Origin of the sequence: Bacteroides sp., from assembly GCA_036351255.1 — a bacterium.
Taxonomy (GTDB): domain Bacteria; phylum Bacteroidota; class Bacteroidia; order Bacteroidales; family UBA7960; genus UBA7960.
Genome location: JAZBOS010000104.1, coordinates 29361 through 52180, shown reverse-complemented (window position 1 = coordinate 52180; position 22820 = coordinate 29361). Strand labels below are relative to the sequence as shown.

Genomic DNA, 22820 nt, shown 5'->3' with positions numbered 1-22820 from the left:
CACCGCTTTTCAGGGTAGCGGTTTTTTCCGTTTTATCAATGGCAGTCACTTCATCGACTATCGACTCTATCCCGGCTTTTTCCATCATATTGTCAACGGGCATGATATTCTGGTTGCTGTTTTCCAGGGTGCCAAAGATGTAGGGGATACCACAGGGTACCATCATATCCTTTAGCTTTTTCACCAGGATGAACTTTTTATCCGGCCAGGATGATTTTCCTGTCAGGGCAGCTACCATCCCAGCAGCACTGCCTCCAATAATCAATACATCGGTTTTTTTCATTTCAACTATTTTTTTAAAATTTAGGGTTAAAGCGTTAAAGAGTTGTTTATGATTTTTTCAGAAATCTCATCAAAAGCCTTGATTGCTCCCTGGTCACCCTGTGAAAAAACACTCAGTCCTTTTTCAGCAGCTTCGGCCACCTCCATAACCAGCGGGATTTGTCCAAGGAGGTGGGTGTTTAATTCCTGGGCCAGGTTTTTACCACCACCTTCTCCGAAAATGAAATATTTCTCATCGGGGTGCTTAGCGGGCGTAAACCAGGCCATGTTTTCGACCACTCCGAGGATTGGTACGCCAACGTCAGGGTTCGAGAACATAGAAGCCGCTTTGCGGGCGTCGTTCAGCGATATTTCCTGGGGCGTGGTGACAATAATCGCTCCCGTCAGCTCCATCTTCTGTACGGTGGTGATTTGAATGTCGCCGGTTCCGGGCGGAAAATCAATGATCATCACATCGATCTCATCCCAAAAGGTTTCCTCCAGCAACTGAGTAATGGCTTTTCCTGCCAGAGGGCCGCGCCAGATCAACGATTGACTCTTGGTGATAAAAAAGCCTATCGATATCACCTTGATCCCATACTTCTCAATAGGCAGCATCACCTGCTTCTGATCGCTGGTATTTACCCCGGGTTTTTCATTTTCTATCCCCATCATGCGGGGAATGGAAGGACCATATATGTCTGCATCCACCAGGGCCACGCGCAAGCCACTACGGGCAAACGCAACAGCAAGGTTTACTGCTACCGTGGATTTTCCTACACCACCTTTCCCTGAGGCTACCACGATGATGTTCTTTACCTTCTCCAGTTTTATTTTTTCAATCTCAGGTTTCATATAAATTTTATTTTTTCGGTTTTCAGGAAAAGAGTTTTTTGCAACTTTCATGTGGGATTCCTGCTACCAGCAGGTCATCGGTCAATCCCGCATATTTACGTGAGTCAGGACAGCCAAAGGAGATGCTTAAAACACGACTTTTTATCGTGTTAACAAAGACATTGCCGCATACTGACATGAAGATACAAGGCTTGATCACAGCAAATTCCTTTAGCTTTAAGGCGTAATCTTTCATTAATTCCATGGCTTGTGCCGGTTGAAGAAATACGATGTACATATCAGGCTGTATCTCTTTTTCCATTTGGCTGTCAATGCCCAGTAAAATGTTTTCAATGGGTTTCTCCAAACGTGGGATATCCTTGACTGCTTGCCAGATGAATTCCCGATCAATACCACTTTCCTGATGTATATTTTCAACGAGCGCTCTTTCATCCATAGTGAGTCCCATGCTTCGCTTCGATCCCATGCATCTTAAGTCAGCAGGCTTTATCAGTAATGGCCTGTCAAAAGCTTTATTGACTGCTTCACAAAATCTCAAGGGTTCATCATGAAACCGGATTGGTGTTTCACTTCCATGGTAATCCACTTTCAATCCAAGGCAAAGCCGTCCATATTTTTTCTTGAGTAAACTGATCATGCTCTTGAGCGGATGTTTCTAAGGAAAAAATTTTTCCCATTGAATGAAACTACTTTAATTCTACTCTCCTGGATCAGCCTGTCCACCAGTTCCGGGCTTGCCTTATTTTTCCTGAGCAGTTCAGCCATGGTATCCTCCCTAATGGGATGCACGGCAGAAATATTCAGAATATCCTCTTCGGCATTGCCTGTGAACCCGGTATCGGTTCCTTCAAATCCTAGCAGCAACTCGGTCTTTAGTCCCTGTTCACCATAAATCTGGTAGGCCTCGGTAATGACCTGCTCTGAGGGTGGATGAACTTTTGAATTTGCTGGGGGCCTGATGGGGATGGCAAGATAAGCCTTGAATGGATTCAGCCTGGCAATTCGGGCGGCTGTATGCCGGAGGACTTCGGGGGCATCATTGATTCCTTCAACAAGCATCGTTTCTGTTACAAGCTTGCCCTGATAAACTTTTGCAAAATCATCGAGCCCTTTTTGAAGGGGTTCCCACAGGAGATGCTTATGGGGATGATTGATGGATCTCCAAATGGTTTCGTCAGCACTGTCATTTTTCAGTGACACCCAATCAGCCTCACATAGCTCATCAATCACTTTCTTGTCTGATAAAAGGGAAGCATTGGTGATTACTGCTACCGGGATACCCAGGCTTTTTAACAGCCTGATGCTCTCACCCAAATGAATGTCAAGGCTTGGCTCTCCGTTGGGAACAAAGGAGAGATAATCAGGAAAATCTTCCTGGCGAATTTTCTCCAGGTGTTTTTTTACCTCATCAAAAATAAATCGAGGGGAATAAAATGCTGCCCGTTCAATGGTATGATTACGGGTGGATCCAACCTGACAATAAACACAAGCGTAGGTGCAGGTTTTTGGCATAGGGACATTATTGATTCCCAGGCTTTTGCCTAAGCGGCGCGATGGTATGGGGCCAAAAATGATCATGACTTACCGTGTAATATTCCTTTCCAGGTTTCCCTAAGTATTTGACTGGTCTCAGAATCCGGAGCCCACTCTGATATGCTCTTGCAGTTCACCATGGCTTCAACCACTTCAGGGTTAAAGGGGATGCGCGCCACTACGGCCAGCCCGCGTTCCCTGCACCAGGTTTCAATTGTGTCGCTCATCGCTTCATCCAGATCAGCTTTGTTGATGATGACCCTGGTTTGTATGCCGAAGCTTCCGGAGACATCCGCAGCTCTTTCCAGGTCGTGCAAACCCGAAAGGCTTGGCTCGGTGACGATAACCACCTGGTCAACGCCCGTAATGGAGGAAATGACCGGGCAACCTATTCCGGGAGGGCCGTCAATGATAATGGTTTCCATCCCAAACGCCTTCGATTGTTTGCGTGCTTTTTCCCTTACCAGGTTCACCAGCTTTCCCGAGTTTTCTTCTCCCGGTGCCAGGCGACCATATACCATTCGACCGTTGCGAAAACTTCCCGTATACAAGCGGCTATCATCATTATCGACCATGTGGATGGCACCGTGGGGGCAAATACGTTTACACAGGTGGCAACCATCGCAAGCGGTTTCCGATATGATGACCCCTTCCGGAGAAAAGGAAATGGCCTCAAATGCACAATAGGAAATACAAATTCCACAGTTGGTACACAACTCCCTGTCAATGACGGCCTTTTCTCCGCCAACAAACGACTCCTCTTCCTCGTGTTCGGGATCAAACAGAATATACAGATTGGCAGCGTCCACATCGCAGTCGGTCAGCACCACGGGTTCAGCAAGCGTAGCAAAAGCTGCGCTGATGCTCGACTTTCCTGTGCCTCCCTTACCGCTTATGATGGCTATTTCCATTTTCCAGAATGATTTTTTCAAACAAGTTAAGGAAACGCGTTTCCCAAGCGGGATCCAGATCCTTCAATTTTCTGCCCTGGGCATAAGTATGAGCAATGTTGCGTTCAAAGGGAATCTCCATCAGCAGGGGGATGTCCTCCTGCTCCAGAAAATCATAAAGGGCATGATTCCCCAGTCCTGTCCGGTTAACAATGACGCCACAGGGTTTTTTCATGCGTTTCAGCGTTTCAACCGACTGTCTGAGGTCGCTCAGTCCAAAGGGGGTAGGCTCAGTGACAAGCACCACGAAATCTGCCCTGTCGACAGTCTGAATGAAAGGACAGGAAGTGCCGGGAGGAGCATCCATGATGACCGTTTGTCCGTTGCCTGCTTCTTTGATGCCAGCCTTAATGACCGCTACAGGTGAAAAGACACCTGTCTTCATACAACTCTCCACCAAGCTTTGGCTTCCCTCAAGAGCATATCGCCTGACCTCTCCCAGGGGCATGGGTTTCTCTGTGATGGCGCCAAATTTACAGGCTACCGTGCAGGCCCCGCATCCGTGGCAGAGGTCTTCAATCACCTTGATGACCCTGGCCGGAGGGAGGATGAAAATGGCATTGTAATGACAGTATTCGTAGCATTTCCCGCAATAGGTGCAAAGGTTTTCATCGATAACGGGCACCTGTTGGGTCACCGCAAAAGATTTTTCCAGCTTCCCTTCAAAAAACAACTTGGCATTGGGAGCTTCCGCATCACAGTCCACCAGGCTGGTCTTGATATCATTGCTGATCAGCGTATGAAAAAGATTGGTGGCCACCAGGGTCTTCCCGGTGCCTCCCTTTCCACTGGCAATGGCAATCTTCAAGGGTTTATGATCAGTCATATGCAAACCTGGTCTTCTCGTCGGCAAGGGTGGGCTTGATGGCCTCCTGCCAAAACGGGGTGTTCCAGGTGTTCAGGTTTTTGTGGGTAATAAAATATTTCTGGGGAATGGGGTGGGTGCCATAGATTACTTTCATGCCATACTTATCCCGGATAAATTGCTCGAAATGCTCCATGTAAGGGCAGGGGGGGTAGCCTACCAGAAGACCCGTGGCAAAATGTACGTGGGTCACCCCGTTCTTTTTCATCTCTTCAGGCGCATATTCAATGTTTCCGCCCGGGCAGCCATCGCAGGTGGTATAGGCTGCAATTTCAGCCTCCTGCCCGGCATACCTGCTAAAGGCGCCCTCACGGTTTCTGAATGACCTGAAACACTTGCCCCCGGCACAAGTCCTGTACCTGTCGCAAATAATGATTCCAACCCTGATCTTTTCCATCATACAATGTTTTTTTGGTTAGCCAGATAATTTTATCAATGCCTGCAACCGTGGCCACTCCCATGCTGATGGCCATCGTGGTCGCAATAGTTGGCCTGCAGGCTCAGGTTACCGGCCAGAAAATCACTGACCAATTCAGAAGGATTTTTTACCGGTGCTCCGGCAAATACATTGATGTTTTGCTGGTTAAACAATTCAATGGCTTTCTGACCCATTCCGCCGGCAATCACGTCGGTAACACCAAACCCGGCCACCCACCTGGGATACAGTCCCGGAACGTGTTCGGGAGGGGTCATGGCCCTGATGTTTTTAATGGCATTGTTTTCCACCTCTACGATGGCAAACTGCTCACAATGGCCGAAGTGGGGGCAGAGTACCCCGTTTTCTATGGGAATGGCAATACATTTATTCATAAAATGATTTTTGAAAAAAGTGAATGTTTTTGACTTATTTGGTGTGTTTTAAAGTCATTAGTGATGACTGGTTTTCAATGAGTTTTTCCCTGGTCAGGCAGAAAAAGCTGCCTGACAAAAACGTTAAAAACAATGAGGGGAGTACAGGATTGCCTCCCCTCACCTTTGATCAACCTCCTCTGAAACGGTTTTGCAATCCCAAACCACGTCCCCGTCCACCTCTTCCGCGGCCAAAGCCCATTCCCCTGCCGGGGTATAAGGGTTCAGCCGTTTGACCGGAAGCGGGAGGCTGATTCTGCGGGCCTGCCCCGTAATTGGTGCAGCGCCCTAACCTGCGGCCACTCATAGGACCTTGTCCTACGGGACCTGTCTGATCAAAACCAGGCATATTGTCCTCCTTTCTATTCAGGTTAAGATTCTTTTTTCCCACTCTGAAGCCGTTTACCCTGGCCTTCTCCTCCACCGGCCTTGCGGCGCTTCCCCATGCCTTTTCCAAGGTGTCCTTGCTGATCTTCAGTGTCGGCATCTTTGCATTTCCCGAGCCTGCGGCCCGTGCCGGGACCTTTGCCTTCAGGGCCCGTTCCATTCATCCTTGGCATTTTCTTTGTTTTTTAATGGTTCAACATTTCCATAATGTCCATAATACGCTTGTCGGATTCCTTCACCACGATCATTTGTATTTTCAGACTGTCGAGCAGGGGTTTGATCTTCATGCCAAACTCGCCCGATACGATTTTTTTTACCTCATAAGAGGCCACTTGCTGCACAGCTTTGGGACCAGCGCCATCCTCTGCATCTCTTGCTGGATTGGGAACAAACGCTATGGCTTTGCTTTCGGTGTCGTAAATGGCAAAATAGGCACAACGCCCAAAACGGGGATCTACGCTGGAGTCTGTCGAGTTTCCAGTGCTGGTAATAGCTACTTTCATTGTTTGGTTTTTAGTGGGTTTCTTCCGCCCCGGTGCCTTCCTGGCTGAAAGCCGGGGCCTGATTTACGTGTCATTAGAATTTGGCAATCGGGACAAACCTGATGGCTGCAGGGTATCCCGGACTGATGTGGCAATGTATAGCCACATTGCGGACAAATACAGACATCCTGGCCTGCTTCCTCCTGGTCTTTTGGCTCAAAGCCTCCGGGGTCTCCTTCAAGGCTGGTAATCTTTTCCCTGTTCCCGCACAGGGGGCAGGCTTCCACTTTTTGGTCTTTCTCGGGGTTGTTGAAGTAGCATTTACAATGCCCGCAATGAAACCAGTCGGAATCGAAATATACCTTCCCGCCTTCAATGGCGATTTGCCTTACTTCAACAAAAGCCGTCGCGATCTTCTGGCGGGCGGTCGAATAGATCCGGGTAAAGGTCGGCCGCGAAACCCCCATGATGACCGATGCCTCGTGATGGTTGTACAGGTCGTAATCACAAAGACGCAAAGCCTCATATTCTTCTAAATGAAGCATTACAGGATCGGATTTACCTTTACCAGTATCCGGCCCGTAAGGTTTGAACCCTTTTACAAGCGGAGGATTGATGACTTTTCTAAGCCTTTTTGATCTTGGTGACATATTATGAACTTTTGTTCGGTACAAAGATAATGAACCATGGTTCATTATCCAAATCTTTTTTTTAAAAAAATATGCATTAAAAATGAAAGCCTGAAAGATGGTTTTACCCTTTCTTTTTAGCCATATTTTTTCTATACGATCGGGCTCTGAGTTAGTATTTCGCTCATAGTTAATACGGAGTTTATTCGGTTTAAACCGAATAAACTCCGTATTAACTCCGTATTAACTATGAATCTGGAGGGTCAGAGCAGAGAGAAATAAACGAATTAAGATGTTGTCAGTCAGTTAAATAACCTGATTCCGGTAAGCATAGCTGCTTAGGCTAAAATGAGAAAATCAGGTTGAAGCTGCCAGTGAAATGGCAGCCGGAAGGATGTCATTGTTTTTGGTGGATTTTCGGAGTGTAAGCCTATTTCTAGGGTCTTTCGCTTACCAGCTTCAGTTCCTGGTTCATCAGTTCAAAGCCTTCCCGGGTCTTTTCCAGCATTTTTTTCATTAAGGGAACCGTTATGCCACTGAATTTCTCTCCGTGGATAAAGTCGGTGGTTCCCCTTTCATTTGGTTGAAGGATAAAGAAATGTTCACCCTGGAACATAAAACTGGCAATCATCTTGCCTGACCATCGCAGTTCCTTGTTCTGTGTAAGGGTCAATACCCTGGGCTTAAACCGCATCGCTTTGGCTTCGGGGGGATGAATGGTCACGTCAAGTTTTTCGCCAGGTTTTTTTTCACCTTTAATGGACGTGATAAATGGATTCCAGGCGGAATAGCCCTCAAAATCCATCAGGATATTCCATATCTTTTCCGGTGCGGCTTTAATGCTGATTTGTGTTCTGATCTCTTTCATTGTATAGATGGTTTGTAATCGCTGAAATAAAGTTAATGATTTTCTGGCAAAGGGGCCAGGGGGCGAAATGGGGAGCAGGGTCATTATTTTTTTACCAAACCCGCATTTCATCTCTTGCCCGGGAAGGAGTTACCATTTTATTTGTACCCTGAGGGGCTGGTCCATCCCGGTAAAAAAGTTGGTCACTAAAAAAGGCAGAGCCTCGTTTTGCGAAACCTTTGGAATGGGTAAAACCATAGCACTGAGGGGTTCCAGGCGGAATGGCCTTCCTGCTTCATTTTGCAGAACGATTGGAATGTCGGTCAGGTTGGTGAGTGTAAGGCTGGCCGACCCGTCGGCTTTTATGTTAAAGGGTTTGCCGATGCTAATGGCTGCGTGGAACATTCTCTCGAGCCACACCTGGGGGCCGGCGAGTTTGCCTGCAAAGAAGGCAACGGTTTGCCTGTCCAGCAGGGCTTCCTTCATGGCTTCTTCGGTCTTTTCGCGTGCGATGACCAGGGTCATAGGCCGAAAATAATCGCTGTAGCCGGGCATATAAGGCACCGGCTCGTGGATGTCGCTGTTGGCCATAAATGCCAGTCCTTTTTCCCTGGCCCAGTCAAAGGCTAAAGGGTACCATTCGTCGAAATTGTAAACCTCGATGCCGTGAATCAGGCCCTGGCGGAGCAGCTCTTCGTGCTCGTCCCACCACAGGCAGGTATCGGGCTGTTGGGCCTGCCAGCCGGGGTGGTTCCAGAAGATGAAAGCGCCCTGGTCGAGGGCGGCTTGCAGGGCATCGCGATAATGCTCTTGGTCCAGCGCATCGATGTCCTTAACAAACAAGGCGTTGAGGTGCCCTGGAGGCATGATGCGGGTGATCTCGGCGGCCTTCACCAGGATGATGCCGTGTTTTTGGGCTTCGGGCAGGGCAATGTCGTGCACCTGGTTCAGGCTTCCCTCCAGATAAGCTTTTTTGGGCCGGTATTCGATGTGGTCGGAAATGGCAATGGCATCGAGTCCGTCGCGCCAGGCCTCCTGCACCCGAACTACAGGCCAAACGGAGCCATCAGAGAACACGGTATGCAGGTGAAAATCGCCTTTGATGATCTCATAACCTTCCAGTTGTGGCATGCGGATCTCGCGACGGGGCTGGGCCGGGAAAACATCGGGCTCTTTGACCACGCTGTGGTTCTGGGCAAAAAGGAGGTTCAGAAAGAAAAAGGCTCCAAGGGTGGTAATGATTCTTTTCATGCGTATAAGGTTTTTTTTAAAAATCTGTAATCGACAATTAATCAATGTACAGGTCACTGCTTATTTGTCTGAGCTTTCCCCTCCTGAATTGAAAAATGAAGGAAGATGCTGCCTCCGGTGTCCCTATTTTAATGGAATTGGGAAGCTCGTGGCTGATGCTGAACTTGGTTTGAAAATCAGCCTTTGACATTCCGGGGCGAATATTCTCAAACAATGCAATCCGGCTGTCGGTTAATTCAACCATAAAAAGAATATCTGTGTGCCGGGCCTGGTAAAATTTAATGATATTACTTCCTGAGGTATATGAAAGGATGGTATCGGTAATATGAATATTGTGAATGTTTTGTGTGGGTTGAAGCTCTTTGCTGAGCCAGCTGGCATATTTGTTCTCTATCTCATTGATGGTGAAAGTGTTGTAAACGATTTCCAGAAAATCCTTGCAATGATAATAAGGGTTTTCCGAAGGGCTGGGGGAAACCAGGGTAGCATTAAAAATGGTGTTGGGGGAGGTTTCAGATGAACTGGATGCCATTTTGGTGGATTTACATCCAAACAACAAAAGGAAAGGAAGAATCAGGAGTAGATGTTTTTTCATAAGATAGATTTTTCCCTGTTCAGTCATGTCAGAAAAGTCTAATGCTAAACCGACCAGCTTTGGGGGAGGGGGATAAACTCCTTGGCGGGAAGTATATAATGGACCATCTTTTCAATGTAGGGCAATAGCAGGCTTCCCTCACGTGCCTTTTCAGACAGCAGTTCGATGTGTGGGTTCAGGTAGTTGACAAAGATCATCAGGATGCTCAGGATAAAGGCAAACTTGATTATTCCGAACACCAATCCACCCAAACGATTTAAGAGATTCAGGTGTATGGCCTTAAAGACGTTTTCAAGGACCTTGGCCAAAAACTTAAGCAGTATTACAACCAGTATGAAAGCGACCACAAAGGCAAAAAATTTGAAGGGGATGGGGTTCCAGTCTACCATACCTGCAAGGATTCGGCCAGCCACGTCGGCAGCAATGAGGGCAACGAAAATGCCTCCAATCAGTCCAGCCAGGGTGGCGACTTCCATCAGGAACCCATGGCTGAAGCCGCGGATGGCGCCCCAGAGGAGGGGAATGGCAATGATAAGGTCAATGTAGTTCATAGGCATCAGGTGTTTCCCAGTTCAACAATGGCGTCAAATTCTTCGCGGGCCAGCGGCATGACTGAAAGCCGCGACTGGCGGACCAGGGCAATGTTCTCAAGGCGCTCATCCTTTTTGATGGCTTCCAGGGTGACGGGTTTCTTCAAGGCCTCTACCGGTACCACATCAACGACAACCCAGCGGTCGTCATCGGTGGTCGGGTCGGGATAATGCTCCTTTACGACCTTGCAAATGCCCATTACCTGTTTCTCATTGACGCTGTGATAAAAAAGAACAAGGTCTCCCTTTTTCATCTCCTTCAGGTTGTTGCGGGCCTGGTAGTTGCGTACGCCATCCCACATGGTCTTTTTCTCTTTCTCCAGCCTTTGCCAGGAATAAGCGCCGGGCTCGGATTTTGCAAGCCAGTAGTTCATGTCAGTACAAGATTTTAAAAGTCAGTTCTTTCAGTAATTCACCCTGATCCGCCGATTTATTGCCAACCCCCTTCAATTTCATGTCGCTTTCGCGCAGGTATGAAAAGATGCGTTCAATACGTTCAGGCGGAAAGTTTTTTGCGGCTTTATGATAGCCTTTCATCAGGAAGGGATTGACCCCGATAGCGGATGCCAGTCCCTTTTCGCTCTTGTCAGCTGAATTATGGTAAAGCATAAGCTTTTGAAAAAACAGGTAGAGCATACTCAGGGTGAGTACCATCGGGTTGCTTTTCGGGTTTTCGCCAAAATACTTCACAATACGGTAGGCCTTGGTGTGGTTCAGGTCGCCGAGGGCCTCCTGCAACTCAAAGATGTTGAAGTCTTTGCTGATACCGATATTTTCCTCAATGCTGGCAGGGGTGATCTCAGACCCCTTGGGCAAACTGATAAACAGCTTCTGGATCTCATTGGTGACTTTGGCCAGATCGGTACCCAGGTGGTCGGCCAGCATATGCGTGGCTTTGTTTTCAATATAATATCCCTTTCGCCTGACATAATCGGATATCCACGCGGGCAACTGGTTATCGTAAATGCGTTTTCCCTCGAATAATAAGCCATGCTGTAAAATAGTTTTTGCGATTTTCCGTCTCCGGTCAAGGGTCTTGTATTTATAGCAGAACACCAGGATGGTCGACTCAAGAGGCTTTTCGAGGTATTTCAGCAGGGCTTCATTTTCAGCATTCACCGTTTTCTGGCCTTCCCTGGGCTCCACGTTTCGCAGGGTCTGGGCCTCCCTGACAATGACCAGGTGGTGGCTGGCCATCATCGGGTAACGTTTGGCAACGCTCAGCACGGTGGGGATATCCGTATCCCGGCCATAGAGAATGCTCAGGTTGAACTCCTTTTCCATTTCATTGAGGACCTGCTCTTCGAGATAATCGGCGATCACATCAATGAAGAAAGGTTCTTCCCCACTCAGGAAGTAAACAGGGTAATACACCTTGTTTTTGATGTCTTTCAGGATCTGTTCGAAACTCAGATTGGCCATATCGGGCTTGCCTTCAATGCTTTATTCGTCGTAATGAAATTTAAGGTGCTTCACGGTCAGGCCGTGGTTGATAAGTTCTTTCAGGGAATCCACACCGATCTCCAGGTGTTTGTGCACGAATTTCTGAGAAACCACCTTGTCACTTTCCTCGGTTTTGATGCCTGCAGAGATCATAGGCTGGTCGGATACCAGCAACAGGGCTCCTGAAGGAATGCCGTTAAAGAATCCCACCGAGAAAATCGTGGCAGTTTCCATATCGACCCCCATCACCCTGATCTTCCGGAGGTATTCTTTAAATGCTTCATCGTGTTCCCAAACCCTCCGGTTGGTGGTGTAGATGGTGCCGGTCCAGTAGTCGAGGTTATGGTTGCGGATGTTTGTTGATACGGCTTTCTGGAGGTTAAAGGCCGGCAGGGCAGGCACTTCAGGGGGGAAGTAGTCGTTGGAGGTCCCCTCGCCCCGGATGGCAGCAATGGGCAGGATCAGGTCGCCCAGACTATTGATCTTTTTCAGGCCCCCGCATTTGCCCAGAAACAGCACAGCCTTTGGTTTAACGCTGCTTAGCAGGTCCATGATAGTGGCCGCATTGGCACTGCCCATGCCAAAGTTGATCATGCTGATTTTTTCGTGCGTGGCACTGGGCATGGCCCGGTTAAGCCCTTTGATGGGCGCATTGAACCACTCAGAAAACATCTGCAGGTACTGGTTGAAATTGGTCAGCAGGATGTATTTGCCCATCTCCTCGACGTGGGTGCCGGTGTAACGGAACAGCCAGTTCTCCACGATCTCTTCCCTGGTCTTCATATTGAATGAGTTAGTTGCGAAACATTATTTGACAAAAATAAGGAAAGCTTTACGAAATTAGTAATTTTGGCAACGCGCACATCGAATATCTATGCAAACCTTGAATTTACCGGCATTTCCGTTCCGTATCAGGGAAGATGGTGGTAAACGTGAAATCTTTGACGTTTTCCGCAAGCGATATGTCACCCTGACGCCGGAAGAATGGGTCAGGCAGCATTTCCTGTCGTGGCTGCATTTGCATAAGCACTATCCCCTGGGGCTGATTGCCGTGGAGATTTCGCTGAAATACCACCAGCTTCAGAAGCGCGCTGATGCCATCATCTACGGAAAGGAAGGCCTGCCCCTGATGATGATTGAGTGCAAGGCCCCTTCGGTCAGGCTGACCCAGGATGTCTTTGACCAGATTGCCCGCTACAACTTCAATTTTGGGGTGAAATATCTTGTTGTGACCAATGGTTTGGTGCATTATTGCTGCCGGAAAGAAGGGGAAGGAAATGAATGGGCTTTTCTGGAAGAGGTGCCTGACTTTGAATCCCTTGCAGGATAAAAATTTCTTGAAGAATGCTCAGAATATCAGCCAGCCCATTTTATCAGAAAGCATCAACAGCAGGTAGGAGGCCATAAAAGCGAATGCGGGGGCCAGGAGCCAAACTGTCCAGAACTTTTGCAGGGTGCGGTGAAAAATGGTTCTTTGCCAGCCTTCCCGGTGAATGCTCAGGGCCATGATGGCAAAGGCGTTTAGCTGCACCAGCGAGGTGGGGATACCCTTGGTTATCGATACCAGCAACAGGAGGGAGGCGGTGACAAAGGAAATAGCGATGGCGCCGTTTCTTCCAAAAGAGGTAATGCCTTTCCCGGTGGTTTTAACGATCCTGAATCCCAGCAGGGAGCTTCCGATGGCAAAGCAGGGTGCAATGAGCAGGGTTGTGAGGATGGCAATGACGAGGAAACTTTTTTCATCGGCAGGGTCTATGCCCAATTCATTGGTTACCATTCCCGCCAGGGGACCCGAAGCATTGGCCACATTGTTTGCCCCGATGGCGAATGCCACGTAACAGGCAGAAAACAATACAAGGAATCGGCTGACCTTCGGATTTACCAGCCTTTGTTTTAGAAAAGGCCAGCGCCGGGTTGCATAGTCATAAAGGGCGCAAATGGCCAGCATCATCAAAAACCCTATCAAGGGCAGCAGGAACCAGATGGGGATGATCTCGACAAACAGTTTTCGGGTGTTGAAATCCTTGAGGTAAAGGGCGGCGCCTGCCAGGGAAAATACAGCAGACTGGCTGGTAGACTGGGGTACTGAAAGGAGGTTGGCAAAGAAAAGGGATAATGACACAGAGAGCAGGACGATGGTGGTCACCACCAGCGTCATTTCATCGGGATCAAGCATTTCGCGCCCCATTGTAATGGAGACTTTTTTGCCTGCCACAAGGGCGCCAATAAAGACAAAGATCCCGAATAGGCCGGGGATGGAAAATCGCCTGATGATGTTTGCGCCATATGCGGCGGAGAAACTGGGGGCAGTGCCGCTGCCTCCCATGTTTATGGCCAGAAACATGGCCACCAGAAAGGGGATCAGCAAGTGGCTGAAAAAGGGTGATATCATAACCCTGGTTTGATTTCGGGAGCAAATTTAGAAAATAAGCCTGCAAACAAATAAGTTTGAGGATAAAATTTGCCGTATTATCCTCTTTTGATTAATTTTATCCCATTAAAAAAGTACGGATGTCGGGAAAAATTAAGTCATTTTTGATATGCTTCCTGTTGGCAGGATGGTTCCTCCCGGCCTGGTCAGGACCTCCTTCAATCCTTATCGAAAAAAGGGATAGAGCAGAAGGAGATTATCTTGAGGGACAAATGATCTTTAAGATTAAACCTGAGCTTGCGGCAGTTGCCAAGACTCATCAGATCGACCACCCCCTTTTCAAAAGCTGGGCCACCCGTTACCAGGCCACCGGGCTTAAAAAGATTTTCCCAACACATCAGCCTCCCGCGCAAAAATACAATCAGCGGGGTGAGCCTCTGACCGACCTCTCGCGGATTTATCATCTTGAGCTTGGTGATGGCCAAGGTCTTTGGGAGGCCATTGACGCCTTGTATGCCACGGGCCTGGTGGAATATGCCGAGCCAAAGGTGCTTCCCAGCCTGCTTTACGTTCCCGATGATCCCATGATTGGCTCGCAATACAGTTTGGAGCGCATTAAGGCTTTTGATGCCTGGGATATTTCGAAAGGCGACACTACGGTGGTCATCGCCATTGTCGATACGGGTAACGACCGCTTTCACCCCGACCTGATCAACGCCATTGCCTATAATTACAATGATACCATCAATGGTGAGGATAGCGATAACGATGGTTTTGTGGATAACTTTTACGGATGGGACCTGGCATTAAACAACAACGATCCGCAATATTCTTACAGCGGTCATGGGGTGCACGTGGCAGGCATTGCCGCGGCCTCGGCCGATAATGGCACAGGGATTGCCGGTACAGGATATCATTCACGGTTTATGACCGTTAAGATAGATGACGAGTTGGGTCGCCTCATCATGTCGTACGAAGGAATCGTTTACGCGGCCGATCGTGGGGCTTCGGTGATCAATTGCTCCTGGGGTGGGACTTCAGGAGCTGGTCAATACGGTCAGGATATCGTGAATTATGCCACCTTTAACCGGGATGCACTCGTGGTGGCTGCGGCCGGGAACGATAATAACCAGATTCCCTTTTACCCTGCAACCTATGAAAATGTGCTGAGTGTGGCAGCCACCAACAGCAGTGACCTCAAGTGGAGTGGCTCTTCCTACAATGTCTTTGTAGATCTTTCCGCGCCCGGAGCGACCATTCTGTCAACCTTTGTCAATGCCACCTACATTACTTCCAGCGGAACCTCCATGGCTACACCAGCGGTTGCGGGAGCTGCTGCCATTCTCAGGCATCATTTCCCGGATTACAGTGCCCGCCAAATTGGGGCACAGTTAAAGGTCACCGCCGATAACATAGATACCCTTGCGGGAAATGAATCCTATGCGGGGTTGTTGGGAAGAGGGCGCCTCAATATGTACCGGGCGCTTACCGAAACCGGCCATTCTTATGTTGAACTGCTTGGTCCACTGCAGGATCCTGAAAGTTATGGTGAATACCAGGGTGGACAGAATGCAACCCTTGCTTCCCGCTTTGAAAACCTCTTGGCTCCCTCTGGTAATATCAGTGCCCGCCTGACCTCCCTTTCCAATTGGGTGGTGGTTCAGAACCCCGAGATCAGCCTTGGAGCCATGGAGACGGGCGAAATCATTGCCAATGAGGCCGAGCCTTTTTTACTCCAGCTCCAGTTGGGGATGCCATTGAACCAAAGGGTGTTTTTTATGGTCGAATTTTTCAATGCGGAAGGGGATTATGCCGGGCGCCAGTTTTTCAGCCTGCTTTTTAATGTTGATTTTATTAACCTGCGCGTCAACCAATTGAGTACCACCATTACATCCCGTGGAACCCTGGGGTTCAACTATCCCAGTTACAGCCAGGGACTTGGCTTTGTGTATCGCAACGGGCTCAATAGGATCAGGGCTGCAGGATTTATGGCCGGCCTTAATACCAATAAAGTTGTCGATAACCTTTATGGGGCCGCCTCGGGTACCTTCAACCAGTTTCTGGTCACGGTGCAAGCGGCGGAGCTTTTGGAGGATCCCCAGGAAGCGGATGTGGAAGTGGAAGGTAGCTTTAACGATAGTGATGGCGGCCTGAGCACCATTGGCCTCGATGTAAATTACCATTTACTTGCCTGGCAAGAAGCCCCCAGGGACAAGTTCCTGATTATTGAATACCAGTTGATCAATCAAAGTGGCCAGGACTTATCTAATTTTTATGCAGGGTTTTTTGCCAACTGGCTAAACAATGACCCTAAAAACCACAGGGCTGCCTTTGACCCAGTCAACCGGATGGGTTACGCTTTCTCGGCCGAGGGGGGGCATTATTCCGGGGTCAGCCTGCTCACTGAAGGGGAAATGAGGCATTATGCCTTCGACAACAAGGGTGCCAATGGGAGCATCAACCTCAGTGATGGCTTTACTAATTTTGAAAAATATAATGCCTTGCGCACCAACAGGAATACGGCAGGAATTTTTGATACCGACAACGAGGTTTCCACGCTGGTATCGAGCGGGCCGCATTATCTGTCTGCAGGTGATACCCTGCTGGTTGCCTTTGCCATTTTGGCTGGCGACCACCTGATGGATTTACAGGCCAGTGCCGAGGCCGCCTACGACAGATACCACGGGCTTGACCAGGTAGGAATTCCATCTCCTCTTGTAAGCAATTCGACACAGCAGATCAGACGGGTCTACCCCAATCCCTTTAGGGAAGGCTTTACAATGGAATTGCTTTCTGACTTTTCTGGTGAAGCCGGTGTGTCCCTTTCAACGCTGGAAGGGCGTAAGGTCTGGCAAAAAAAGATCCACACGGAAGCCGGGCGCTTGCAGGAATTTCGTTTTCATTTGTCTTCCCTTGAGCCCGGCAGCTATGTGCTTCAATTGGAAAACAAATTGCAAAAAGAACAATTGATTCTGATGAGGCTCGAATAAACCATCCCTCCAACGGCTCGATTATGAGGAAATTTCAGTTTGATGCCTGGGCCATTTTCATTGCAGTCATCTTTATTGTCGCCATCCTTTGGGGGTTACTTCTGCATTTTGAGCGTCGCAGCGAGATCAGCAACCTGGATCCTTTTGCACTGATTCCTTCCGATGCCTGGCTGGTCGTTGATGTGAGGGAAACAAATGAAATCGCTTCTTTTTTTCTTTCCGATTCTCTGGCCTGGAATGAATTAAAGTCATTGCAGGAGGTGTACTGGTTCAGTGAAAAACTTAGCATGCTGGATTCATTGATTTCAATAAGTCCTGATCTTGAGGTTGCTTTTAAGAAAGCCCGTGTGTTGGTATCTGTCCACACCACCATGCGCGGAGAAATGCCGGTTTTGTTGCAGGTAAGGTTTAACCCGGATGTTCGCCTCAGGCCTTTTCAGCGAATGATTGAGGGCAGGTGGGAACAAGGCTCCGGACAAAAAGCATCTGATTTTCTTGGGGTTTCCGTATTTCTTTTGGACCAAGAGGATGAGAAGCCTGTTTATGCTACATTTTATAAAGGTTCTTTATTGCTTAGCCCGGGAAAAAGACTCATTGAACATGCTATTACACAGGATATCTCGGGCAGCGCACTGGTGACATCGTCTGACCTGGAGCATATCCGTGAGGTGTCAGGAAAGCGGGCAAACAATGTTTTCTTTGATGGTCATCGCCTGTGTGAAGTATTTGAGTTGTTCCTGACCCTCGATTCTCCTTCCCTGATGCCCTGCGAGGCTTTTTCTGGCTGGATGGGATGGGATTTGGTCCTGTTGGGCGAGGAGATCCGTCTTACAGGCTTTGCCCGCAATGGCAAAGACCAAAACGGCTTCCTGGAACACCTCCAGGGACAAACTCCTTCTGATCCCTTTTTGCTGCAATACATCCCTTCGGCCACTGCGGGTTTTGCCATCCTGAACCAGGGAAAACCGAAAGCCCTGGCTGACTCATTAAGGGCTATCCATTCCATGCCGAACGGGCAAGAACCAATGGATTCTGCAATGTTCGCCAGGCTTTTTCCCTTTCTGGGCCGATCGATGGCTTCCGTTATGCTTTACGCACCCGGAATGAAGCCTGAGGAAAGCTGTCTTTCGCTGGTTCAGGTGAACGAGCCGCAGAGGCTCTGGGATAGCCTTAGCGACCTTCAATTATGGGGAGGGAAGGATGCAACACTTGTTCCTGCAGATACGGTTTTTGACCAGGTGATCTGGCAGTTTAGTCACCTTGGTCTGATTCAATCCCTGACCCGGGGTCTGTTGCCTGCCGAAAGACCCTTTGTTGCCTTGCGCGATTCAGTTCTGCTGGCAGGGACAAGTTCGAATGCCGTCAAACAAGCCCTGATGCAAATCCATTACGGGCAGGTGATCGGGAAGGAACCCCGTTTGTCAGAAGATTTCATTTTTCAGCAGCCAGCATCCAATGTGCTGTATATGGTCAATGTCCCTTATCTGGCAGGCATGCTGAAAGCGGATTGGCAGACAGGGGTGAGTCGGTTGCTTGCTCAGATCGGAGGCGGAGCATTCCCGCTTGATCGACTGACTGCCCAGTTTGCTTCACACCGGGATGGTTTGTTTTTCTCCAATGTTTCCCTGCACAGCCATTCTGCAGGGCTGAACACGCTTCACCGTCACCTGTGGGAGCTTAAGCTCGATACGGTAGCCCATACTTCCCCCTTCAGCGTTAAGAATCACGTGGACGGGTCAAAAGAAATAATTATCCAGGATATGGATGGGAACTTATACCTGGTGGATCGTTTCGGACAAGCTTTGTGGAAGAAGCCAATCAACGGACTTGCGAGTTCTTCCATATACCAGGTGGACCGTTATAAAAACGGGCGCTTACAATACTTGTTCAGCACACCAAGCCATATACACCTGATTGACCGCAATGGAAAGGATGTCGAGGGATATCCCAGGCGCCTTCCAGTTAAAGCTACTTGGGGCATTACCGTTCTGGATTATGATGGCGACAGAAATTACCGCATCCTGTTTACTGGAGACGATCTTAGGGTATATAACCTGGACATTGATGGCAGGCGGTTGAGCGGTTGGTCCCTTCCTAAACTGAAAGAACCTGCAGGCGCCCCGCTTCAATACCTGAAACTGGGTAGTCGCGATTACCTTTTGGTATTGGACGAAGCGGGCAAAGCCTATTTCTTTGACCGCCGTGGTAAGGTCCGGTTAAATGTTCCCCAGGCTTTTCGCCTGGTGCCCCAAAATCCCATTTTTACTTTGCAGAGGGATAATGAAAATCGTTTTGTTGCGCTTGGAATAGAAGGGAATGTGCTCCAAATGGACGAGAAAGGAGAGTTGGAGGCTTTTGCGCTCGACAGCCTTCAGGGTGGGGCAGGATTTCTATTTCTGGATCGCGGAAGCGGGGAGCCCCCAGCCTATATCTTTACTTACGACAACAAGCTGCTGGCTTTTGACCGGCTGGGAACCCCTTTGTTCTCTCAGGAGCTTTCAGGCGGGGCTTCCTTGCCTTTAAAGGTTATCAGGGCAAGGGAGGAGGATTATATTGGCCTGACAACTACTGAACAAGGACAATTGTACCTTTTTGACAGGGAGGGTGAGCTGGTAGCCCCTTTCCCGATCCGTGGAGAAAAGGGATTTTTTCTAGAATCCCTTCTGCAGGATCAGTCCTGGAACTTGGTTACCGTGGAGGGTGACCGTCTGATGGTCTACCTGCTCTCAGGCTTCGGAGGGAATTAAGGGCTTATTGTCAAACTGTTGGTATCTATTGACCTGCAAACTGCAATTTTTTTATACTTTCGCGAATGGAAAGGATATCTTTCAAAAACCATTCAATATGAAACGGAATTTTTTGAAGACCAGATCGTGGCTGCATATTGCAGGGGTTCTTATTGGGCTCTTGCCCTCCTGCGATTATAGCTATTTTGAAATGGATCAGTTGCCCGACTATACATACCAGCCGGTATTTGCAGTTCCGCTGGTTCATTCCACCCTGACCATTTCTGATATGATCCCTGAGGAGGATGATGACCTGATAGAGGTTGGAGAAGACAACCTGATCAGCCTGGTATACAGCGACCACCTGGTATCTGGCAATGGGGGGATGTTCCTTCAGATTCCCAATGCCCAGTTTTCTGCCAATTTTGCTGCTTCTCCCCCTGGGAAAAATGCCGCTCAGAGCATCACCCGTTCCTTTAGCTATAATACGGGGCATGACGACCAACTGGATTCCATCGTTTTCAAAGGCGGGATGCTAATGGCCGGGGTATCTGCCGAAGGACTGGCAGCGGATGGTTATCAGGCCTTAATAACGCTCACCATCCCGGAATCCTATAATCAGGACGGTCAGCCTTTTTCCATGACGATTGAGGCGGGCTCAAGCACACAGGAAAGCCTTGCCGGTTATACCTTTCAGTTCTATTCTTCAGGTTCTGAATTCAATCGCTTTGATGTCCACTATGAGGTGGTTTTCACCGGATCAGGTAACCCCAACAATGCGCCTTATACGTTTCAGGTGAGCCAGGATTTTCTGGACATGCAAATTCAAAAGATAGTCGGGATACTGGCCACCAGGATACTTAACCTTGGAGGTCTTGGGGTGAACATTGGCCTTTTTGATAGCGATATGGAGGGAGAGGTTGAATTTGTTGACCCCAAAGTTCGGTTACATGCACTCAACTCTTTTGGCTTTGATATTGAAGTTCAGGCCAATGATCTTTTGCTGCGCTATGATGACAATGAATTCACCTTGACAGGTTATCCCAACCCCTGGACGATATGGGGACCTGACCTCAGCCAGATGGGACAACAAGCCTATTCTGAGTTGATTCTGGATAAGGATAATTCCAATGTGGTGGAAGGAGTGGCCTATCAACCCGAAACCCTTTATTCCAGTTTTACCGCACAGTTAAACCCTGACCAGGTAACAGCCTTTGTCCTCGATCAGAGTCAGCTTGATGTTCAGGTTGAACTTGAACTTCCCCTGAATGGCACTGCCAGCGGCTTCAGTTTGAAGGATACCCTGGAGCTTTCGCGCAATGACTCCATTTCCGAGGTGGAATGGATAGAACTTGCCGTGGATGTGATCAATGGGCTGCCGGCAGAACTTTTTCTCCAGGTTGAATTTGCAGATTCCCTTAATCAGGTCAACGCCATTCTTTTTGAAGGCATGATAGATTATAAGCTGATTGAGTCCGCACAAACCGATTCCCAGGGCAATGTGATTGCCTCGGAACGTACCTATACGAAAATTATGCTTAGTGAAGCTCAGACCCTTGCTTTTTTGAACAGTGAGCATCTCATACTATCGGCCAGGGTGTCAACGGCCAATCAGGGTGAAAACACGGTAAGAATCTATGATGATCAGACCCTGGAGGTAAGCATTGGTGCCAGGGTAAAAGGAAAAGTGGTTGTTGAGTTTTAATTCAATAGGATAAGAAAATATGAAACGATATTTGCTTAAACTGGCGTTTCCATTGTTTGTATTTTTTATAGCTCAGGGCAATGTTTACGGGCAGTATTACAATACCCTGTACTGGCTTCAGGGCATTCCGCAATCGACTTACAGCAATCCTGATCTCATGCCGCAACCGCGTTTTTTCATAGGCATGCCCGGGCTGTCATCGATATATGTCGGGGCAGGAAACAGCGGCTTTGCCCTGCGTGATTTTCTCCGCAAGAATGACAACGATGATTTTTACTGGGATGAGGACCATCTTATTGGTAAATTGGGGAATCACGAATTTCTGGATGGTGAGGCACGCGCTGAGATTCTAGCCTTCGGATTCCGTGCTCAACGGAACTATCTTACCTTTTCTATCACTGAAAATACAGGTGCCCGCTTTGGCTTTCCTCAGGATTTCTTTACCCTCCTTTTAAAGGGCAATGACCATTTTCTTCAGGAGAGCCGCCCGGGAAATTTTTCGGGTTTGGGATTTGATTATGCGCATTATCGGGAATATGCCCTGAGCTACTCACGGGAGATTACCGACCGGCTTCATGCAGGCATCCGGCTAAAGGCTCTTCAGGGATTATCAAGCATCTCGTTTGAACGCAGCGATCTCAGCCTGAATACCGCGGCCGAAACTTATGAATTGCTGCTGAATGCCAATTTGCTTGTTAACGTATCCTCGCCCGTTCCCTTCAGCCCCCTGGATTCCCTTGACGAGAATTTTGAGTTCCAACCTGATCTTTACGATTATTTTTCCAATACCGGGAATCGCGGGGGAGCCATCGACCTGGGGGTTTCCTTTATGGCTACCGAGCGTCTCACGCTGGCCTTAAGTGCCACCGATATTGGTGCCATCAACTGGCAACAGGGTGTCGAGAATTTTGAGATGCAGGGCGAATTCGAATTTGGGGGCATTGACCTGGAGGAATTTTTCTCGGATGAAGGGGAGGAGGGCGATGGTTTTGACCAGCTGCTCGATTCCCTGAAAAGCGTTTTCGATATTACAGAAACTACAAATAGTTTTCGCCAGGTACTGTCGCCTAAAATTTATGCATCTGTGGCTTTCGACCTGAGTCCACGTCACAAGCTGGCCCTGCTGAACCGAACCGAGATATATAATGGACAGTTTCTTCCTTCCTTTACGTTTTCCTACAATGTTAGGCCCATTCATGCTTTTAGCCTGGCCTTGTCATATTCCGTGATTCAATGGAATTATGCGAATGTGGGCCTTGGGTTCAACGTTAACCTTGGGCCCTTGCAGGTATACCTGATTAGCAACAACTTCTTCGGGGCAATACAGCCACATACACTTCAGGTGACTACCCTGCATGCGGGACTCAATTGGGTATTTGGGTATCGCCCACGGAAAGAACAGGTGATGCCTTTCTTATCCTTGTAAAAAACCCTTTAATTTCTAAGAGCCATTGCCGGGAATGACCCTTTTTGGTTATTGCGTAACGGTTT

24 protein-coding genes are annotated in these 22820 nt (G+C 48.5%); 5 read left to right on the top strand and 19 right to left on the bottom strand.

Annotated elements, in window-relative coordinates:
* The 18 genes from V2I46_10430 to V2I46_10345 all read right to left on the bottom strand — a co-directional run.
* Positions 1-283, bottom strand: a 283-nt coding sequence (locus V2I46_10430; GenBank protein MEE4177915.1) for an FAD/NAD(P)-binding oxidoreductase, incomplete at its 3' end; no start/stop codon positions are given.
* 26 nt (positions 284-309) lie between these two features.
* Positions 310-1116, bottom strand: coding sequence for an Mrp/NBP35 family ATP-binding protein (locus tag V2I46_10425; GenBank protein ID MEE4177914.1), 807 nt, complete (start codon positions 1114-1116; stop codon positions 310-312).
* Between the two features lie 22 nt (positions 1117-1138).
* The gene (locus tag V2I46_10420; GenBank protein ID MEE4177913.1) at positions 1139-1753 is read right to left on the bottom strand and encodes a DUF169 domain-containing protein; all 615 of its coding nucleotides are present in this window, start codon (positions 1751-1753) and stop codon (positions 1139-1141) included.
* Positions 1750-2694 carry a radical SAM protein gene (locus V2I46_10415; GenBank protein MEE4177912.1) on the bottom strand — a complete coding sequence of 315 codons (945 nt, stop codon included), beginning with the start codon at positions 2692-2694 and terminating at the stop codon, positions 1750-1752. The genes V2I46_10420 and V2I46_10415 overlap by 4 nt, the downstream gene beginning before the upstream one ends.
* The gene (locus V2I46_10410) at positions 2691-3560 is read right to left on the bottom strand and encodes a 4Fe-4S binding protein (protein ID MEE4177911.1); all 870 of its coding nucleotides are present in this window, start codon (positions 3558-3560) and stop codon (positions 2691-2693) included. The genes V2I46_10415 and V2I46_10410 overlap by 4 nt, the downstream gene beginning before the upstream one ends.
* Positions 3535-4425, bottom strand: a complete 891-nt coding sequence (locus tag V2I46_10405; protein MEE4177910.1) for an ATP-binding protein — start codon at positions 4423-4425, stop codon at positions 3535-3537. The genes V2I46_10410 and V2I46_10405 overlap by 26 nt, the downstream gene beginning before the upstream one ends.
* Positions 4418-4861 carry a CGGC domain-containing protein gene (locus tag V2I46_10400; GenBank protein ID MEE4177909.1) on the bottom strand — a complete coding sequence of 148 codons (444 nt, stop codon included), beginning with the start codon at positions 4859-4861 and terminating at the stop codon, positions 4418-4420. The genes V2I46_10405 and V2I46_10400 overlap by 8 nt, the downstream gene beginning before the upstream one ends.
* A 35-nt stretch (positions 4862-4896) precedes the next feature.
* Positions 4897-5274 (bottom strand): NifB/NifX family molybdenum-iron cluster-binding protein, encoded by a 378-nt coding sequence (locus V2I46_10395; protein MEE4177908.1) that lies wholly within the window; start codon positions 5272-5274, stop codon positions 4897-4899.
* A gap of 169 nt (positions 5275-5443) precedes the next feature.
* Positions 5444-5860, bottom strand: coding sequence for a DUF5320 domain-containing protein (locus tag V2I46_10390; GenBank protein ID MEE4177907.1), 417 nt, complete (start codon positions 5858-5860; stop codon positions 5444-5446).
* A 25-nt stretch (positions 5861-5885) separates the two neighbouring features.
* Positions 5886-6203, bottom strand: coding sequence for a NifB/NifX family molybdenum-iron cluster-binding protein (locus tag V2I46_10385; protein MEE4177906.1), 318 nt, complete (start codon positions 6201-6203; stop codon positions 5886-5888).
* Positions 6200-6832, bottom strand: coding sequence for a DUF134 domain-containing protein (locus tag V2I46_10380; protein ID MEE4177905.1), 633 nt, complete (start codon positions 6830-6832; stop codon positions 6200-6202). The genes V2I46_10385 and V2I46_10380 overlap by 4 nt, the downstream gene beginning before the upstream one ends.
* Positions 6833-7247: 415 nt before the next feature.
* The gene (locus V2I46_10375; GenBank protein MEE4177904.1) at positions 7248-7679 is read right to left on the bottom strand and encodes an SRPBCC domain-containing protein; all 432 of its coding nucleotides are present in this window, start codon (positions 7677-7679) and stop codon (positions 7248-7250) included.
* Positions 7680-7808: 129 nt separating this feature from the next.
* Positions 7809-8909: a hypothetical protein gene (locus tag V2I46_10370; GenBank protein ID MEE4177903.1), complete on the bottom strand. Its 1101-nt coding sequence runs from the start codon at positions 8907-8909 to the stop codon at positions 7809-7811.
* Positions 8910-8946: 37 nt separating this feature from the next.
* Positions 8947-9504 carry a hypothetical protein gene (locus tag V2I46_10365; protein MEE4177902.1) on the bottom strand — a complete coding sequence of 186 codons (558 nt, stop codon included), beginning with the start codon at positions 9502-9504 and terminating at the stop codon, positions 8947-8949.
* A 44-nt stretch (positions 9505-9548) separates the two neighbouring features.
* A complete protein-coding gene (locus V2I46_10360) occupies positions 9549-10055 on the bottom strand; it encodes a CvpA family protein (GenBank protein MEE4177901.1) in 507 nt (168 codons plus the stop codon).
* A 5-nt stretch (positions 10056-10060) separates the two neighbouring features.
* Positions 10061-10468, bottom strand: coding sequence for an EVE domain-containing protein (locus V2I46_10355; protein ID MEE4177900.1), 408 nt, complete (start codon positions 10466-10468; stop codon positions 10061-10063).
* A 1-nt stretch (position 10469) separates the two neighbouring features.
* Positions 10470-11516: a DNA polymerase III subunit delta gene (gene holA, locus V2I46_10350; protein MEE4177899.1), complete on the bottom strand. Its 1047-nt coding sequence runs from the start codon at positions 11514-11516 to the stop codon at positions 10470-10472.
* 21 nt (positions 11517-11537) lie between these two features.
* Positions 11538-12320: an AMP nucleosidase gene (locus tag V2I46_10345; GenBank protein MEE4177898.1), complete on the bottom strand. Its 783-nt coding sequence runs from the start codon at positions 12318-12320 to the stop codon at positions 11538-11540.
* Between the two features lie 91 nt (positions 12321-12411).
* On the opposite strand from V2I46_10345, the gene V2I46_10340 reads away from it, so the two are divergent.
* On the top strand, positions 12412-12867 hold the full coding sequence (locus V2I46_10340; GenBank protein ID MEE4177897.1) for a type I restriction enzyme HsdR N-terminal domain-containing protein: 456 nt from the start codon (positions 12412-12414) through the stop codon (positions 12865-12867).
* An 18-nt stretch (positions 12868-12885) separates the two neighbouring features.
* Here the strand turns inward: V2I46_10340 and V2I46_10335 are convergent, their stop codons facing one another.
* Complete coding sequence (locus V2I46_10335) at positions 12886-13929, bottom strand: anion permease (GenBank protein ID MEE4177896.1); 1044 nt, start codon at positions 13927-13929, stop codon at positions 12886-12888.
* Positions 13930-14048: 119 nt separating this feature from the next.
* Here V2I46_10335 and V2I46_10330 point away from each other — a divergent pair, with 119 nt between their 5' ends.
* From V2I46_10330 to V2I46_10315, 4 genes are all read left to right on the top strand, one after another.
* A complete protein-coding gene (locus V2I46_10330) occupies positions 14049-16898 on the top strand; it encodes a S8 family peptidase (GenBank protein MEE4177895.1) in 2850 nt (949 codons plus the stop codon).
* A 23-nt stretch (positions 16899-16921) separates the two neighbouring features.
* Positions 16922-19645 (top strand): hypothetical protein, encoded by a 2724-nt coding sequence (locus tag V2I46_10325; protein ID MEE4177894.1) that lies wholly within the window; start codon positions 16922-16924, stop codon positions 19643-19645.
* Positions 19646-19742: 97 nt separating this feature from the next.
* Complete coding sequence (locus V2I46_10320) at positions 19743-21329, top strand: hypothetical protein (protein MEE4177893.1); 1587 nt, start codon at positions 19743-19745, stop codon at positions 21327-21329.
* Positions 21330-21348: 19 nt separating this feature from the next.
* Entirely contained in the window at positions 21349-22755 is a 1407-nt protein-coding gene (locus tag V2I46_10315; GenBank protein MEE4177892.1) for a DUF5723 family protein, read from the top strand.
* The last annotated feature ends 65 nt before the right edge of the window (positions 22756-22820 follow it).

Coding starts and splice junctions, on each gene's coding strand:
- V2I46_10425 (MEE4177914.1), bottom strand. CDS start 1,116: ATGAAACCTGAGATTGAAAAAATAAAACTGGAGAAGGTAAAGAACATC.
- V2I46_10420 (MEE4177913.1), bottom strand. CDS start 1,753: ATGATCAGTTTACTCAAGAAAAAATATGGACGGCTTTGCCTTGGATTG.
- V2I46_10415 (MEE4177912.1), bottom strand. CDS start 2,694: ATGATCATTTTTGGCCCCATACCATCGCGCCGCTTAGGCAAAAGCCTG.
- V2I46_10410 (MEE4177911.1), bottom strand. CDS start 3,560: ATGGAAATAGCCATCATAAGCGGTAAGGGAGGCACAGGAAAGTCGAGC.
- V2I46_10405 (MEE4177910.1), bottom strand. CDS start 4,425: ATGACTGATCATAAACCCTTGAAGATTGCCATTGCCAGTGGAAAGGGA.
- V2I46_10400 (MEE4177909.1), bottom strand. CDS start 4,861: ATGGAAAAGATCAGGGTTGGAATCATTATTTGCGACAGGTACAGGACT.
- V2I46_10395 (MEE4177908.1), bottom strand. CDS start 5,274: ATGAATAAATGTATTGCCATTCCCATAGAAAACGGGGTACTCTGCCCC.
- V2I46_10390 (MEE4177907.1), bottom strand. CDS start 5,860: ATGGAACGGGCCCTGAAGGCAAAGGTCCCGGCACGGGCCGCAGGCTCG.
- V2I46_10385 (MEE4177906.1), bottom strand. CDS start 6,203: ATGAAAGTAGCTATTACCAGCACTGGAAACTCGACAGACTCCAGCGTA.
- V2I46_10380 (MEE4177905.1), bottom strand. CDS start 6,832: ATGTCACCAAGATCAAAAAGGCTTAGAAAAGTCATCAATCCTCCGCTT.
- V2I46_10375 (MEE4177904.1), bottom strand. CDS start 7,679: ATGAAAGAGATCAGAACACAAATCAGCATTAAAGCCGCACCGGAAAAG.
- V2I46_10370 (MEE4177903.1), bottom strand. CDS start 8,909: ATGAAAAGAATCATTACCACCCTTGGAGCCTTTTTCTTTCTGAACCTC.
- V2I46_10365 (MEE4177902.1), bottom strand. CDS start 9,504: ATGAAAAAACATCTACTCCTGATTCTTCCTTTCCTTTTGTTGTTTGGA.
- V2I46_10360 (MEE4177901.1), bottom strand. CDS start 10,055: ATGAACTACATTGACCTTATCATTGCCATTCCCCTCCTCTGGGGCGCC.
- V2I46_10355 (MEE4177900.1), bottom strand. CDS start 10,468: ATGAACTACTGGCTTGCAAAATCCGAGCCCGGCGCTTATTCCTGGCAA.
- holA (MEE4177899.1), bottom strand. CDS start 11,516: ATGGCCAATCTGAGTTTCGAACAGATCCTGAAAGACATCAAAAACAAG.
- V2I46_10345 (MEE4177898.1), bottom strand. CDS start 12,320: ATGAAGACCAGGGAAGAGATCGTGGAGAACTGGCTGTTCCGTTACACC.
- V2I46_10340 (MEE4177897.1), top strand. CDS start 12,412: ATGCAAACCTTGAATTTACCGGCATTTCCGTTCCGTATCAGGGAAGAT.
- V2I46_10335 (MEE4177896.1), bottom strand. CDS start 13,929: ATGATATCACCCTTTTTCAGCCACTTGCTGATCCCCTTTCTGGTGGCC.
- V2I46_10330 (MEE4177895.1), top strand. CDS start 14,049: ATGTCGGGAAAAATTAAGTCATTTTTGATATGCTTCCTGTTGGCAGGA.
- V2I46_10325 (MEE4177894.1), top strand. CDS start 16,922: ATGAGGAAATTTCAGTTTGATGCCTGGGCCATTTTCATTGCAGTCATC.
- V2I46_10320 (MEE4177893.1), top strand. CDS start 19,743: ATGAAACGGAATTTTTTGAAGACCAGATCGTGGCTGCATATTGCAGGG.
- V2I46_10315 (MEE4177892.1), top strand. CDS start 21,349: ATGAAACGATATTTGCTTAAACTGGCGTTTCCATTGTTTGTATTTTTT.